The organism is Xanthomonas vasicola pv. musacearum NCPPB 4379, assembly GCF_000277895.2.
Lineage (GTDB): Bacteria > Pseudomonadota > Gammaproteobacteria > Xanthomonadales > Xanthomonadaceae > Xanthomonas > Xanthomonas vasicola.
In genome coordinates, this window is record NZ_CP034655.1 from 1876453 (window position 1) to 1892067 (window position 15615).

The following is a 15615-nucleotide window of genomic DNA, read 5'->3' on the forward strand; positions in this document are numbered from 1 at the left end:
AGGACTGCCTTTTGATCCATGCTGTTTAGGCATGGATCTTTGGCCTTTCTGCCTTCTCAATTCCCCGCGACACGTTGCGGCGATAGTTTCAGGCCTGACAAGGCCCCACGGTGACGGATCAAGACATGTTGCGTAAGAAGGTCAGTGAAAAGGACGGTTCCGCCCAAGTGGGTGCGGCCATTCAAAAGGCGGTAAATTACGAGGTCAGCATTGCCGACCTCGCGCGCCGCAGTGAAAAGCGTGCCTGGATCGTGGCGACCCTGTCGATGCTGGTCACCGTCCTGACGGCGGGCGGCTACTACTACATGCTGCCGCTGAAGGAGAAGGTGCCGTATCTGGTCATGGCGGACGCGTATTCCGGTACTAGCACCATAGCCAAGCTTGAGCCCAATTTCGGTGGCCGGACAATCAGCACCAGCGAAGCGCTGGCGCGCAGCAATATTGCGCGTTTCATTATCGCGCGTGAGTCGTTTGACCTTTCCATCATTGGTCAGCGCGATTGGAACACGGTCTCGGCAATGGGGTCGACAAACGTCGTGGGCGAATATCGTGCGTTGCATTCTGCCAATAACCCGTCGAGGCCGCTGAATACGTACGGCAAACTCCGTGCGATTCGCGTTAATATTTTGAGCATTACCTTGATTGGCGGTAATGGGAAAGCATATACCGGGGCAACCGTGCGCTTCCAGCGAACCGTTTATGACAAGAATTCCACGGTTTCCACGCTACTGGATAACAAGATCGCCACGATGGGCTTTGTTTATCAGGATAATCTTGAGATGAGCGATAGCTTGAGGGTGGAAAACCCTCTAGGTTTTCGCGTCACTGATTACCGCGTAGATAATGACTACTCGGCGCTGCCCGTCGCTCCAGCGGCTGGTGCGGTCATCAACGCCCAGCCTCAGGCAGCAGTGCCGCAGCAGGCCATGCAGCAGCCGATGACTGGGATGGCCGATCCAAGCGCAGCAGGTGCGGGCATTGCACCTCAAGCGGGCGTTCCGATGCAACAAGGTATGCAGCAGCAAGGTGGGGTGCCGCAGCAACAGGCGCAGCCAGCATTTCCTGATCAAATGCAGTCGGCCGGTCAGCTGCAAGCGCAGCCTGCAATGCACCCCCAAGGGACGCCCAAGAATGTCAATGGAGCAAGTGGTCGATGAAACTTTTTAACCGATATAGGGTTGCGTTGTTGTCAGCGCTACCGCTTGCGCTGTGCGCTTTGTCAGCAGCCGCTCAAGTGGTTCAGGAATATGAATATGCACCCGACCGTATCTATCAGGTGCGCACAGGTCTTGGTATTACCACTCAGGTGGAGCTGAGTCCGAACGAAAAAATTCTGGATTACAGCACCGGTTTCACTGGTGGGTGGGAGCTCACGCGGCGAGAGAATGTTTTTTATCTCAAGCCTAAAAATGTCGATGTCGATACGAACATGATGATTCGTACAGCGACGCATTCTTACATTCTTGAGCTCAAGGTGGTGGCAACGGATTGGCAGCGTCTGGAGCAGGCAAAGCAGGCGGGCGTTCAATACAAGGTTGTGTTTACCTACCCGAAGGACACAAGCTTCAATAACGTCGAGGATGCGGATACCTCGAAGAACGGCCCGTTACTGAATGCCAAGATCCTGAAGGATCGCCGCTACTACTACGATTACGACTATGCAACACGCACCAAGAAGTCCTGGTTGATTCCAAGTCGTGTCTATGACGATGGCAAATTCACTTACATTAATATGGATTTGACGCGTTTTCCGACAGGGAACTTTCCTGCGGTTTTCGCTCGCGAGAAAGAACATGCCGAAGATTTTCTCGTTAATACGACGGTAGAGGGAAATACTCTGATCGTGCACGGAACCTATCCTTTCCTGGTGGTTCGTCATGGCGATAACGTCGTCGGTCTGCGAAGGAACAAGCAAAAGTGAATTCGAATATTCCAAACAGTCCTGATGAGCGCTCCCAGAACCATGGCGGGGATGAGCAGCGCAACGGCGACTATAACGAGCGCAACAATCCGTACTTCACGCGTCAGCAGGCTGGCGCCGAGCCGGACTTGGATGCCAATGAGCCGGTCTTAAGATCGAGCGACATCAAGCGACTTAATCGTAAGGCGCTAGTGTTTCTTGCGGCTATTGCGGCCCTCTTGATTCTTGCCATCTTCTGGCTTGCGACGCAAAGCGGGGAAGATTCTGCGCCCCCGAAGCCGCGTACCGAGACGGTAGTTGCACCTGCGTTGCCGCAGAGCATGACTGCGCCAGTCGAAGAAGCACCGGTTCCGTTAGCTCAGCAGCCCAGTCTGCCGCCACTGCCACCGATGCCGACCGACAATAGCGATGAGGTTAGTTCCGCACCGGAACGCCAGCGTGGGCCAACGCTGCTGGAGCGTCGAATCCTTGCTGAGTCTGCTGCAAACAACGGCGGCGTTCCCGGTCAGCTGGGTGCGCAGCCTGCACCTGCTCAGGAAGATGGTCCGGTCACGCTGGCCAAGCCGATCAGCAACCCGGACGGTCTACTGGTACGCGGTACCTATATTCGCTGCATCCTGGAGACGCGCATCATCTCCGATTTTGGCGGTTACACCTCGTGCATCGTCACCGAGCCCGTCTACTCCATCAATGGACACAACCTGCTTCTTCCGAAGGGGTCCAAGATGCTGGGGCAGTACAGTGCCGGTGAGCCGACCTCTCATCGTCTACAAGTCGTCTGGGACCGCGTCACTACGCCTACAGGTTTGGATGTCACGCTCATGGGGCCCGGCATCGATACGCTCGGCAGCTCCGGTCATCCGGGGAATTACAACGCGCATTGGGGTAACAAGATTGCTTCAGCCTTGTTCATTAGTTTGCTGAGCGACGCATTCAAATATGCAGCGGCGGAATATGGCCCCGAGACCACAACAATCGGCGTTGGCTCCGGCATCGTTACCCAGCAGCCGTTCGAGAGTAATACTGCACGTAGCATGCAGCAGCTTGCGGAGCAGGCGGTTGAAAAATCAGGGCGTCGTCCTGCAACCCTGACGATCAACCAAGGAACGGTGCTGAACGTTTATGTTGCCAAGGACGTCGATTTCTCGGCTGTCCTGCCGAAGTGAATGAAATGGTTGCCATGACGATCGATGACTCCCCGACAGCGCGTATTTCGAATGACTTTCTGGACTACCAGTACTCCGTGCTGGGAATCCTGGACTATCTTAATTCGCCTGACGTGACCGAAATTTGCATCAATCGTCCTGGTGAGTTGTACCTGGAAACGATCCATGGATGGCAGCGAGTCGACGTGCCATCCCTCACGTACGACCGTGCTCGGCAGTTCTGTACGGCGGTCGTCAATGAGAGCAACACCGGGCAACGCATTACCGATGCTGACCCTGTCGTGTCGCTGACGTTTCCGACCGGGCAACGCGCCCAGTTTGTGATGCCGCCGGCCTGTGATGCGGGCAAGGTGTCCATCACCATCCGGCTTCCTTCCAAGCACACCAAGTCGCTGGAGCAATACAAGCACGACGGTTTCTTCGACGAAGTGCTTGAGCAATCGGCAGATGTCAGCGATCACGACCAAGAACTGCTGGAGCTGCGCCGCAAGCGCGATTACGCAGAGTTCTTCAAGAGGTGCGTGCTTTACAAGAAAAACGTCGTTGTTGCTGGGGCGACGGGTAGCGGCAAGACGACCTTCATGAAGGCGCTCGTCAATCACATTCCGAGCGAAGAGCGCTTGGTGACCATTGAGGACGCCCGAGAGCTCTTCATCAGTCAGCCGAACTCCGTGCACTTGCTCTATTCCAAGGGGGGGCAAAGCGCCAGCAACGTGACGGCCAAGAGTTGCATGGAAGCCTGCCTGCGTATGAAGCCGGACCGTATAATTCTTGCCGAGTTGCGCGGCGATGAGTCGTTTTACTTTATTCGTAACTGCGCATCTGGCCATCCAGGCTCAATTACCAGTTGTCACGCTGGAAGCGTCGAGCAGACGTGGGACCAGCTTGCATTGATGGTGAAGGCCTCGAATGAGGGCTCCGGACTGGAGTTCGAAGTGATCAAGCGCTTGCTCAGAATGACCATTGACGTTGTGGTTCACATCAAGGCGCACGCTGGACGGCGCTTCATCACGGGCATCGATTTCGATCCGCTGCGCACGCTGCGCGGCGGTTAGGGGTTGACGTTGTAGTTGAGTTTGATCTGGTTTAGAAGGAGTACTGAGATGTTGCCTGGCATGGAACTAATGGGATGCACTGGACTGGCCGTCCCCGGCGAGGTAATGCAGCACGTTGTCCGTGTCGAATCGTCGCGTAATCCCTACGCGATTGGTGTCGTTGGTGGACGCCTGGTACGTGAGCCGCGCGGTCTGGCTGAGGCAGTCGCCACGGCGAAGATGTTGGAACAGAAGGGGTACAACTTCTCGCTTGGTCTAGGTCAGGTCAATCGGTACAACCTGCAGAAGTACGGTCTGGCTACCTATGAGATGGCATTCGACAAATGCCCTAACTTGGTCGCCGCCTCAAAGATTTTGGCTGAATGCCATTCGCGTTCTGGTGCCAACTGGGGGAAGTCGTTTAGCTGCTACTACTCTGGAAATTTTGAAACCGGCTTCAAGCATGGCTACGTGCAGAAAATTTATGCCTCCATTCGTCAGTCGGTAGCGTCTTCCGCAGCCGAGCCCATCGCGGTCGTGCCAACCCGCGAGGTGCAACTGAAGCGCGCGAGTCCCCTGCGACAGGCTGCAGCCGAATTGGCAGACGCGATCGTGTCTAGGCGCATTCAGGATTTTTCCGGGGCGGGCCACACAGCGGCTTCACCGCCGGGGCCTATGCTATCCCAGCCTGCAACAGCGTATTCCTTACCGAGCCGGGTCGCGCCTGCGGTTAATGCACCTCATTCAGCCGAAAATGAGTTGTATGTGGTGAAAGCAACGGGGCAGGGGCGTGGTGTGGCAGTACCAGCCTCTGCGCCTCAGGCTTCGACGCCGATCGAGCAATCTGCACCCGTTTCTATGCAGCGAGCACCACAAACAGTTCCGCAAGTAGATAGCGCATTCGTTTTTTAGGATGGAAATTGCCAAGGATATGGCTGCTGGACCCCCTCTGTTCCCAAGGAGTTAGACATGAAGTTTGAAATCGACAACAAAACGATCGCCGATGCCAAAATGATTGGCACACAGGCAGTTAAGGCACTGGTATTCATTTCGTTGCTGATGGTGGCCGGCGGTGCATCCGCAGACGGCAACGGTCTGGCAGATACCGACACCCGTGTGTGTGGCTTTTTGAACAATGTGACCAAGCTGTTGAACATGGGCTCGATTGCAGTGGTCACCATCGCGGTCATTGTGGCTGGCTACCAGATCGCTTTCGCACACAAGCGCATTTCCGAGGTTTCGCCCATTCTCATCGGTGGCGTTCTCATTGGTGCTGCTGGTCAGATCGCCAACATGATCCTGCAGAATAAAAGTTCGACTTCCGGTGATTGCTCAACGATCACCGGTTCGCTAATGCAGATCGCTCAATACTATGCATAAAGACGTACTCTTCCGCGGATGCACCCGCCCCGCGATGTTTTTGGGGGTGCCTTACATTCCCTTCTTCATTGGTGCGGGCTGTGGCTTGCTGTTGGGGATGTACATCAATCTTTGGTACCTGTTGACCATCCCGGTCATCATCTTTGCCATGCAGCAGATGGCAAAGCGTGATGAGATGATCTTCAGGTTGCTGGGATTACGTTGGCTGTTCCGAATGCGTGCGCGAAACCTTCAGCGTTATTCGGGAATGTGGGTCTTCAGCCCGAATGAATATCGCAAGAATCCCCCGGGAAAATCGCGATGAACACGTAGCCGTTTTACCAACCCCACGCATGCAACCCGCGTGGGGTTGGTGTTTGCGATGGTCGCTTGGTGTGATGCTTCCTCTCTAAATTTGGTAAGACCATGTTCAGCCCAGACAGTCCGATCAGCGAGTTTGTTTCCATCTCGACGCATGTTGCCCCGTCCGTCGTCAAGACGACCGCCGGCGACTACCTGTTGATCTGGCATCTGGGCGGCTTGCCGTTCGTGGGGCGAGACGAGTTCGAGCTCGAACAGCGGCATAACACGTTTAATCGTCTCCTGCAGACCCTGCGCGCCCCGGATTTCGCCAACGTTGCATTCTGGGTCCACGATGTGCGGCGTCGGCGCAGAATCGGTGCAGGCGGGCGTTTCAAGCAGGCATTCAATCAAAATCTGTCTGACGAATATTACAGAGCGCTTTCATCGCAAAAGATCATGCAGAACGAGCTGTATTTCAGCATGATTTATAGGCCGGTAGTTACGGGGCGTCGCTTGGTGGAGAAATCCGCCAACCCGGACAAGATTCGCGCCGAGGAAGAACAGGCTGTCGCAAAAGTTGTCGAACTGGCTACCAATGTCGAAGCCGTGCTCAAGGATTATGCGCCGTACCGTCTCGGTATGTACGAGGCAAAGAACGGCGTGGTTTTCTCCGAGACCTTGGAGTTTTTGGGCTACCTGTTGAACCGAATCGATGAGCCAGTGCCGGTTCTGCCGGCGCCAGTGCCCGCGTATTTGCCCGTCAGTAAGCATATGTTCGCCAACAAGACTGGCGATTTCGTCATTCGTACTCCAGACGGAATCAATTACTTCGGCGCCATCTTGAATATCAAGGAATATGCAGATGGAACCTATCCGGGCATTCTCAATGGCCTGAAGTATCTGGACTTCGAATACGTCATGACGCATTCGTTTAGCCCGGTTGGCCGACACGATGCGCTGAAGGTGCTCGAACGCACCAAGGGGATGATGATTTCCTCTGGGGACAAGTCGTCGACCCAGATCCGTGATCTCGATGTCGCGATGGACGATGTTGCCTCGGGAAACTTCGTGCTTGGCGAATACCATTTCACGTTGGCGGTCTATGCCGAGAGCCAGGAGAAGCTGGCTAGGCAGATCGCGACTACCCGCGCCGAGTTGTCCAATGCCGGCTTCGTCTCGGCCAAGGAAGATCTTGCGATCGCCTCATCGTTTTATTCGCAGCTGCCTGGCAACTGGCGCTTCCGCACGCGCATTGCCAACCTGAGCTCGCTCAATTTCCTCGGCTTGTCGCCGCTGCACAATTTTGCCCAGGGCAAGCAGCACAATAATCCGTGGGGTGAGTGCGTCACCACCCTGCAGACAACCAATGGGCAACCGTACTACTTCAATTTCCATGCGACGCACCCGTCGGAAAACTCTCTGGGAGAGAAGGCCATCGGCAACACGATGGTGATCGGTAAGTCGGGTACCGGTAAGACAGCGCTGATCAACTTCTTGTTAAGTCAGGTGCAGAAGTTCGACCCGATTCCGACCATCTTCTTTTTCGACAAGGACCGCGGCGCGGAGATCTTTGTGCGCGCGTGCGGCGGCAACTACCTGGCGCTGGAAAATGGTTCACCCACCGGCTTCAATCCCTTCCAGTGCGAGCGCAATGAAGCCAATACGCAGTTTCTGTCCGAGTTGATCAAGGTGCTTGGCGGCAAAGCCGAATACAGCGCACGTGAGGAAGAAGATATCTATCGCGCGGTGGAAGGCATGCTGGACACGCCGATGCACCTGCGCAGCATGAGCAATTTCCGCAAGAGTCTGCCCAACATGGGCGATGACGGCCTGTATGCGCGTCTGCGCCGCTGGACCGCTGGCAATTCGCTCGGTTGGGTGTTCGACAATCCGGTGGACACGATCGACCTGACGCGCGCGTCCATCATCGGTTTCGACTATACAGATGTCATCGACAACGCCGAAGTGCGCGTGCCGGTGATCAATTACCTGCTACATCGCCTGGAAGCGCTGATCGACGGCCGCCCGCTGATCTACGTGATGGACGAGTTCTGGAAGATCCTGGACGGCAAGGGTGGCCTGAAGGAATTCGCCAAGAACAAGCAGAAGACCATCCGTAAGCAAAACGGCCTGGGCATTTTCGCCACACAGAGCCCGGAAGATGCGCTGGCCAGCGACATTGCCGCCGCGTTGATCGAGCAGACGGCCACCATGATCCTGCTGCCAACCCGAATGCCAGCCGCGACGATTACATGGAAGGGCTCAAGCTCACCGACGCCGAATACCAGGTTGTGGTGTCGCTGGACGAACGCTCGCGTTGTTTCATGGTCAAGCAGGGGCATGCGTCGGCGGTGTGCCAGCTCAACCTGCGCGGCATGGATGATGCGTTGTCGGTGATTTCCTCGTCCACCGACAATATCGAAATCATGCACCAAATTCTGGCAGACAAGGCCGGCAAGCTTGGTGTCACCGTGGATCAACTGACGCCGGAGCAGTGGTTGGCCGATTTCTATGCCAACCGCAAGGGCTCGGGCAAGCGCAAGTCGGCCAAGGACAAGGAGGTCGAAGATGCATAGTCAGTCCAGGCACGCGAAGCAGTTTCACACCGCACCATCTTCATTTGTGTCACAGGAGGCGAAGAACACCATGGCAACCAAGTTCAGACATTTTTCCCAAGTCTTCATGGGACTGGTGCTGCTCAGCATGGCGGGAGCAGCCAGTGCGCAATGGGAAGTTATCGACAACAAGCTCAATGGAACGACCGAGAAAATCCTTAACAATCAGACGGTGGGCAAGGGCGAGGGCAAGGAATCCAGCGGCAAGGAGGTCGAGAAGCCCAAAGAGACCTTGAAGAAGGTGGCAGATGATGAGGGTGTGGCCGCCTGTTCGGCGTCCACGTCTGGAACACCTGTCTCCGATTCGCAGAGGGAATCCTGTGAGCTGATCCAACGCACGCGCAATTCCCAGTTCAACTACATGGTAGCGATGTACGAGATCACCACCAAGCGCCTGGAGCGTCTGCGCACGATCGAGGAAGAGCGCAAGAAGATCGGCGACCAGAAGATTGGCGAGCTGGAAAGCAACACCAATAAGCTTCTGGCGCTGAAGGCGATGATGGATATCGATCGCCAGCAGATGGAGTCGGCAATGTTTGCCTACGAAAAGCGCCTAGCGGCCTTGACCGAACTGCAAACCGGCGCTGCGAAAGCCGCGATGGCGGGGAAGGAGCCGCCGAAGGGAGATGGAAGCGGATCGTGGTTGCCATCTTGGATTCCCGCTGATCTGTTGAGCATCGGTAAGACGCTTGTCGCCGGGGCGGTGATGAAAGGTGCGTTCAAAGCCATTAAATCAGACACGCCAGCCGGTATGGAAAGATTAGAGATCGACAAAGACTGATGGAGCTGGTTTACCTGTTTAGGCAACATACTCAAACCCGGGGCAGCGACTGCCCCACGGCGCAGCCGTCCAGTGGATGTGGTGACATATGGATTTTTGACGAACATCGCCAACTACGAATTTTTTCGTCTGATCAACAACTACCTGCGCGATGAGATCGCGATTTTCCAGTGGGAGTTGTTGCAGCGAACGACGGCTTGGGTGGGGATGGTGTCCCTGACGGTGTTGACGCTTTGGATTTTTATCCAAGGTTACCGCATCGTCACCGGCCAATCGCGCGAGGCGGCGATGGGCTTGGTCGTCACGGCGCTGCGCGCGGCGCTGATCATCGGGGTGGCGACCAGCATGGCGCAAGGTTCGGCCCGCTTGTATTGGACGCTGACGGATGGAGTCAGCCAAGCGATTACCAAGACAGTGACGGGCAGTTCAAAAAGCCCATATGAAGCGATCGACAAGAACTTGATGTTGATGCAGGTGGCGATGTCGGCTCTGGATCAGATCAAGACGGGCGGTGACGAGGAAAGCAAGGACGAAAAAGACCGCGCCCGGTGGTTCACCGGCCTCGGCATGGCCGGTCCAGGCGTCGTTGCAGGCTCGATGTTGCTCCTCAACAAGCTGGCGATGGCGTTAGTTGTAGGATTTGGGCCTCTGTTCATCCTGTGTCTGCTGTTTCAGGCGACGAAGTCATTGTTCAGCAAATGGCTGCTATACGGACTGGGCACTGTGTTTTCGTTGTCGGTTTTGACCTTCACGGTGAGCCTGGCGACCAAGGTGGTTGGCGCAGTGGGCGCTGCCTTCGTCGCAAAGTGGGCAATGAACGGGTTTACGGGAGAAGGCATCAGCAGCATGGCGCCGACGTCCCCCCAATTTTGAGTAGCACCTCAGTTTGGAGTCCAATTCCCTACCCCAAGGAGATTGGACGTGAAGAAGCGTTTTTCCGAAGAGCAGATCATCGGCTTCCTGCGCGAAGCCGAAGCGGGCATAGCGATCAAGGACTTATGCCGGCGGCATGGCTTCAGTGAGGCCTCGTACTATCTGTGGCGCAGCAAGTTCGGCGGCATGAGCGTGCCCGACGCCAAGCGGCTCAAGGACCTTGAGGCCGAGAACGCGCGGCTAAAGAGGTTGCTGGCCGAGCAGTTGTTCGAGAATGACCTGATCAAGGATGCGTTGCGAAAAAAGTGGTGAGCGCACCGGCGCGTCGTGCGCTGGTGCGCGAGTGGATCGGGCGTGGTGCTAGCGAGCGTCGTGCCTTGGCGGCGATTGGCATGAGCGCCAGCGCGCTGCGCTATTGCCCACGCCAAGACCGCAATGGCGAACTGCGCGAGCGCATTCTTGCGTTGGCGCATCGCCATCGCCGCTACGGCGTGGGGATGATCTATCTCAAGCTGCGACAGGAAGGACGCCTGGTGAACTACAAGCGCGTGGAGCGGTTGTATCGCGAGCAGCAGCTACAAGTGCGGCACCGCAAGCGCAAGAAGGTACCGGTTGGCGAGCGTCAGCCGCTGCTGCGGCCAGCGCAGGCCAACCAGGTGTGGTCGATGGACTTCGTGTTCGACCGCTCCGCCGACGGCCGAGTGATCAAGTGTCTGGTGATCGTGGACGACGCAACGCACGAAGCGGTCGCCATCGAGGTGGAACGCGCGATCTCCGGGCACGGCGTTGCGCGCGTGCTGGATCGGTTGGCACACAGTCGCGGCCTGCCGCAGGTGATCCGCACCGACAACGGCAAGGAGTTTTGCGGCAAAGCGATGGTTGCCTGGGCGCATGACCGGGGTGTGCAGCTACGGCTCATCCAGCCGGGCAAACCAAACCAGAACGCCTACGTCGAATCGTTCAACGGCCGGCTGCGCGACGAATGCCTCAACGAACACTGGTTCCCAACGCTGCTGCATGCACGCAATGAGATCGAACGCTGGCGACGCGAATACAACGAGGACCGACCCAAGAACGCAATTGGCGGCATGACGCCGTCCGCTTATGCCCAACATCTGGCAAACACCGATATCATCAACCCCGGACTCTAAACGCGGCCGCTACTCAGGGCGGGGGGACGTCGGCGCTGCAGCAGGGAGGGTTAGGACTGGTGTTAACGACATTGATCATCACCGCACCGCCGATGGCCGCCGCCTTCTTCCAGGGCACGCTTGGCCAGTTCACGGCGTATTCTGCCCTGGGGCAGCTGGATCGAGGCGGTCAGTCAGCGCCGGGAGCTGGGCGGCCTTATGAGCCGGGGGTGCCGGCTAGTGATGGAGGGCGTTCTTCAGAACATCAGAAAAACGTGTCTCATGTTAATACACGTGCTAATGGTGGTGAGCAGTCCAATTCTCCAGTCAGTACGGGCTCTCGTGGCATAGCATCCAATAATCAGAACGGTTAACGAAATGAGGCATGAACCTATGCGATTTCTATTTCTATCAATTTTTTTGTTGGGGTTTATTATTGGCATCGCAAATGCTCAAACTGCTTGTCCCGTCGGAGTCGCTCCCGGTAGCCCACAGTGTGGGTCCGACTCGGGAACTTCAAGGGGGGATACCCCGCTTCCTCCGCCTCGGCCAACAGGTGAATGGATTAAAACATGGGGGGCTATTGCGAATTCAGAAGATAGGGATGGTCTGATCAACGCGACCGGAAAACGAAGCAACCGCATCCGCCGCGCTGAGGGCGCTCAAATCGCCGATTTTTTGCCGGTTTCGGCACGTTTGCGGGGTGTTGCCTGGATTACAGGCACAGCTTCCCCGCAGCAGGCATTAACGCTTTGCGCGTCAGCCACAGATTCGATAGTGCAAACAGCGTCAGCACCTGTGCGGTGTTCTTCGCCAAACCGCGATAGCGCACCTTGACGTAACCAAACTGACGCTTGATCACCCGAAACGGGTGTTCCACCTTCGCACGCAGGCTGGCTTTGGTGTGCTCCCAGCGCTTGGCCAACTTCAGTTCGCGCTTATTCTTGATCTGCTTCAGCTTCGAGGGCTTCTCCGCGATCAGGTAGCGCAGCGTGCGCTTGCCCTTCATCTCATCGCGCTTGTCCAGCCCGGTGTAGCCGCTGTCGCCGCTCACAGTGTCTTCCTTGCCGTGCAGCAGCTTGTGCGCCTGCGTGATGTCCGCTGCGTTGGCCGCCGTGCATTCCACGTGGTGCACCAGGCCCGACTCATCGTCCACCCCGATGTGCGCCTTCATCCCGAAGAAGTACTGGTTGCCCTTCTTGGTCTGGTGCATGTCCGGATCGCGCTCGCCATCCTTGTTCTTGGTCGAACTTGGCGCCGCAATGATCGTGGCATCCACGATCGTCCCGCCCCGCAGACTCTGCCCTTTACGCGACAGGTGCGCGTTGACCCGGTTGAACAGCTTGCGCGCCAAATCATGCCGCTCCAGCAAATGCCGGAAGTTGAGAATCGTCGTTTCATCCGGCACCTCATCCAGCCCGCCGATCTTCGCAAAACGGCGCATCGACACCGTGTCGTACAGTGCTTCTTCCGCCGATGGATCGCTCAGTGCGTACCACTGCTGCAAAAAGTGGATGCGCAGCATCGTCTCCAGCCGATACGGCTGTCGCCCCGGCTGCCCCGACTTCGGGTAGTGCGGTTCGATCAGTGCCAGCAGATCCTTCCACGGCACGACCTGGTCCATCTCGGCCAAGAACACCTCACGCCGCGTCCGCTTGCGCTTGCCGTTGTACTCCGCATCGCCGAAGGTCAGTTGCATCGTCGTTGTCCCGTTGCGTCTGTGTGATTGTCGCAGGATCAAGGGGAGTTGTTCAGAGTTTCCATAGTTCTGAAGCTTGGGCGTCCACGGGAAAATTTTCAAAGAGCGACGCAGAAGCCGATGCGGTTGATCAATGTCAAGTTGCAGGGTTTCACGGATGTGCTGTAACTTTCACTTACAGGAATCAATGTGTTGCACTTGCTTCCCCCTCTCAAGGCAGGGCGGGTGTTGCCGCTGCACCAAATTTAGCGCTTTCTGAAAATGATGCTGTCAGCGTGTGTAAAAAACAGGGCGGGTCGAACTGCTCGGTCATTTATAAAGATTGCACTAAACCAATATTTAAAAAGTTTTAGTAGTGATAATCTTTGTTGGATGTTGAATTTACTATATCTCTGAGGTTGAATTTTTTTGGCTAAAATTGACTTCTGTCGGTCTTAAGTTAACTAGTTTATACGCTTGGGAGAGGGTTGGGGTGGCTAATTTTCCGATAAGGCTATCTGTGATTTTGATATTTAGTGGGTTTCTGTTGCTATCGGCCTGCAAGCAACAGGTTGCCTCAGAGGAAAAGTCTGAGACCTCCCCTGTTGTAAATAAAAATTTGCAGGCAAGTCAAAATGAGCCTGTATCTCAGAGTGAAAATTTGAAGGGAAAAGGACGAATGACATCGCTTTACCAAGTCGTTTCGTTGCTAACTGCCAAGCACGGCACGCCTTGGACCAGCTTCGATGTAGTTCCAGGGGTCCAGTGGCGGGATACGTCTCCGAAAGAAAATTCCGACAGCGCCGATTCTGAGAATGCGCGGTATCGTAGTGGGACTTTGCTGCTAGACGGATTCGCTATGGTAGATGTCCCAAGCAGCGGCGAGGGGTCTGATAAAAGCGCGAAGCAAGCAAACGAAGGCGAGTCGGGTGTCACACTCAATGGTGATGCGCAGAGTGTAAAGTCCGTTGCAGTCAAGAAATTCTATGCAAGTCCAGATTACGCCCAGATCTTGAAGCGTCAGCTACCGGTGACTGCCGCGGTACGGTTGATCGCAGACACCTGTACTGGTGACGAGAATGGTGGGCCCGATTTGCTGCAAACCAAGTTCTATGTGATCGATCTAGATGCAGGCGAGGCATTTGTCGAGGCCTATGTGGATGATGGCACAGAGACGCGTGGGCCAGGCTCCACAACGTTTGTTTTTACTAAAAAAGCCACAAAAGAGAATTAAAGCGCTGCAATGTAAAGAGTCGTGAAGTAGTCACCCAGGCACCAGTAGAAGGCTGGTGTTTTTTCCTAACCGTCATATCCAGAGGACATGCATCATGGCTGATAGACGAGAAAAAGCGGCGGCCACCGCTCAAAGCTACGATCAAGGCAACATCGCGGGTCTCGATGACGCAATGACGCGCCGTCTGATTGCATCGACCGTCATGACTGAAAGCAATGGCGGCGATCTGCAAATTACTAATAAACAGGGTTACGTCGGTCGTTATCAAGCAGGGGCAGGCTGGTTGGCCGATGCGGGATATGTAGATCGTGCCAAGCTAAACGATGCGATGGCCGATGCCGGTTTCGATCCCCAGAAGGTACGTGGTGCGGAATGGAAGTGGGCGGTCAGCGGTGGCATGACGCGGTTTCTTGAGGACTCATCTAACTGGAAGAATGGTGCGAGCCTTGAGCAATACAAGTCATCGGCCGCATTGCAAGACGGTGCGTTCAAGATCAACAGCGACAAGGCTTATAGCCAAGCGATTCGTAATGGCGTATTGGACGAAGGCGTCGATCCAGCCAAGGTGGCAGGATTCCTGAAAGCCCGCCATATTTCAGGCTATGGTGGTGCGCGCGAGGCCGTCACTGGCGGGCGGGTCATCAGTGATAGCAACGGCACCAGCAACTACGATTACATGCACGACATCACACGTAATCGTGATGGGATGGACCAATACATGCAGCCGGACCGTTCGCATGCCATGCATGCGAATACCTCGGCTGTGCCTCAGCAGCCGAAGCGCGATGCATCGCATGACGACAAACTAGAACAAGGCGAGCGCGGCGAGCAGGTGAAGCAGCTTCAAAGCCAGCTTGCTCAGCTTGGCGCTGTTGGCTGCGATGGCAAGCCCCCGCACGCTGATGGCGATTTCGGCGGCAACACAAAATATGCGGTCGAGCAATTTCAACGCGAACGTGGTTTGCAGGTAGATGGCGTTGTGGGCAGCCAAGCGCAAGCGGCCCTGAGCCAGGCATTGTCGCAGCACACGGCCAAGCAGACTGCCGCTCCCATGAATGTGCCACAGACCAGGAGTCCGTTGCTTTCCGACCCTCGCCATCCAGAGAACGCGATGTATAACGGCGCAGTGAGCAAGCTGGAAGCACTTGGGGAGCGTGGCGGTTTTGCCAACCGGCAAGAACTCCAGCAAGCGGCCGGCCAGATCGTGTTCGAGGCCAAGGTCAGCGGTATGCAACGCATCGATCATGTGGTGCCCAACAAGAGCGGAGACGGCTTCTTCGCAGTACAAGGCGAGATGACCGACCCGGCGATGCAGCGCGTGTTCGTTGATCGCACTCAGGCGCAAACCCAGCCGTTGGAACACAGCAGCCGGCAGGTTGCTGAGGAGAGTCAACGTCAGGTGCAGCAACAGGCGCGGACACAGCAGCACACCGAGACGCGCGGCCCGACGTTATGACAGCACCGTAGCAGTTGATTCAAGGCCCTGGCATTGCCGGGGCCTTTTTTGTTGGCAGCACTCAA

Annotated in this window: 13 protein-coding genes and 4 pseudogenes; 16 read left to right on the forward strand and 1 reads right to left on the reverse strand. The window is 56.1% G+C overall.

What is annotated here, in order from left to right; translation table 11 throughout:
* Positions 1–125 precede the first annotated feature (125 nt).
* The 13 genes and pseudogenes from KWO_RS08820 to KWO_RS22965 all read left to right on the forward strand — a co-directional run.
* Complete coding sequence (locus tag KWO_RS08820) at positions 126–1157, forward strand: VirB8 family type IV secretion system protein (protein ID WP_010375814.1); 1032 nt, start codon at positions 126–128, stop codon at positions 1155–1157.
* Positions 1154–1921, forward strand: coding sequence for a TrbG/VirB9 family P-type conjugative transfer protein (locus tag KWO_RS08825; RefSeq protein ID WP_010371311.1), 768 nt, complete (start codon positions 1154–1156; stop codon positions 1919–1921). The genes KWO_RS08820 and KWO_RS08825 overlap by 4 nt, the downstream gene beginning before the upstream one ends.
* Positions 1918–3087, forward strand: coding sequence for a TrbI/VirB10 family protein (locus tag KWO_RS08830; protein WP_010375812.1), 1170 nt, complete (start codon positions 1918–1920; stop codon positions 3085–3087). The genes KWO_RS08825 and KWO_RS08830 overlap by 4 nt, the downstream gene beginning before the upstream one ends.
* A 5-nt stretch (positions 3088–3092) precedes the next feature.
* Positions 3093–4142 (forward strand): P-type DNA transfer ATPase VirB11, encoded by a 1050-nt coding sequence (gene virB11 / locus KWO_RS08835; RefSeq protein ID WP_010371315.1) that lies wholly within the window; start codon positions 3093–3095, stop codon positions 4140–4142.
* Between the two features lie 60 nt (positions 4143–4202).
* Complete coding sequence (locus KWO_RS08840) at positions 4203–5033, forward strand: lytic transglycosylase domain-containing protein (RefSeq protein ID WP_043096298.1); 831 nt, start codon at positions 4203–4205, stop codon at positions 5031–5033.
* A gap of 57 nt (positions 5034–5090) precedes the next feature.
* The gene (locus tag KWO_RS08845; protein ID WP_010375805.1) at positions 5091–5501 is read left to right on the forward strand and encodes a TrbC/VirB2 family protein; all 411 of its coding nucleotides are present in this window, start codon (positions 5091–5093) and stop codon (positions 5499–5501) included.
* Positions 5494–5805 (forward strand): VirB3 family type IV secretion system protein, encoded by a 312-nt coding sequence (locus KWO_RS08850; RefSeq protein WP_010375802.1) that lies wholly within the window; start codon positions 5494–5496, stop codon positions 5803–5805. Before KWO_RS08845 ends, KWO_RS08850 begins: the two co-directional genes overlap by 8 nt.
* Before the next feature lie 101 nt (positions 5806–5906).
* Positions 5907–8359, forward strand: a pseudogene (locus KWO_RS08855) (VirB4 family type IV secretion/conjugal transfer ATPase).
* Positions 8352–9179 carry a hypothetical protein gene (locus tag KWO_RS08860; protein WP_010375800.1) on the forward strand — a complete coding sequence of 276 codons (828 nt, stop codon included), beginning with the start codon at positions 8352–8354 and terminating at the stop codon, positions 9177–9179. The pseudogene KWO_RS08855 and the gene KWO_RS08860 overlap by 8 nt, the downstream one beginning before the upstream one ends.
* Before the next feature lie 72 nt (positions 9180–9251).
* Positions 9252–10031, forward strand: a pseudogene (locus KWO_RS08865) (TrbL/VirB6 family protein); the annotation flags it as partial.
* A 69-nt stretch (positions 10032–10100) separates the two neighbouring features.
* Positions 10101–11203 (forward strand): IS3 family transposase gene (locus KWO_RS08870; protein ID WP_100243780.1). Its coding sequence is split into 2 segments (ribosomal slippage): positions 10101–10359 and positions 10359–11203, totalling 1104 coding nucleotides; the frame shifts between segments, so codons are not numbered across the junction.
* Positions 11204–11229: 26 nt separating this feature from the next.
* Positions 11230–11556: pseudogene (locus KWO_RS22960) on the forward strand (type IV secretion system protein); the annotation flags it as partial.
* Between the two features lie 19 nt (positions 11557–11575).
* Positions 11576–11783, forward strand: a pseudogene (locus KWO_RS22965) (DUF4189 domain-containing protein); the annotation flags it as partial.
* A 114-nt stretch (positions 11784–11897) separates the two neighbouring features.
* Here the strand turns inward: KWO_RS22965 and KWO_RS08885 are convergent.
* Positions 11898–12881: an IS5 family transposase gene (locus tag KWO_RS08885; RefSeq protein WP_017113471.1), complete on the reverse strand. Its 984-nt coding sequence runs from the start codon at positions 12879–12881 to the stop codon at positions 11898–11900.
* Between the two features lie 23 nt (positions 12882–12904).
* Here KWO_RS08885 and KWO_RS08890 point away from each other — a divergent pair, with 23 nt between their 5' ends.
* The 3 genes from KWO_RS08890 to KWO_RS23385 all read left to right on the forward strand — a co-directional run bounded on the left by KWO_RS08890 (position 12905) and on the right by KWO_RS23385 (position 15550).
* Positions 12905–13234: a DUF4189 domain-containing protein gene (locus KWO_RS08890; RefSeq protein WP_082320608.1), complete on the forward strand. Its 330-nt coding sequence runs from the start codon at positions 12905–12907 to the stop codon at positions 13232–13234.
* A gap of 119 nt (positions 13235–13353) precedes the next feature.
* Complete coding sequence (locus KWO_RS22970) at positions 13354–14094, forward strand: hypothetical protein (RefSeq protein ID WP_235047213.1); 741 nt, start codon at positions 13354–13356, stop codon at positions 14092–14094.
* Between the two features lie 172 nt (positions 14095–14266).
* The gene (locus tag KWO_RS23385; RefSeq protein WP_010375609.1) at positions 14267–15550 is read left to right on the forward strand and encodes a peptidoglycan-binding domain-containing protein; all 1284 of its coding nucleotides are present in this window, start codon (positions 14267–14269) and stop codon (positions 15548–15550) included.
* Positions 15551–15615: the final 65 nt, after the last annotated feature.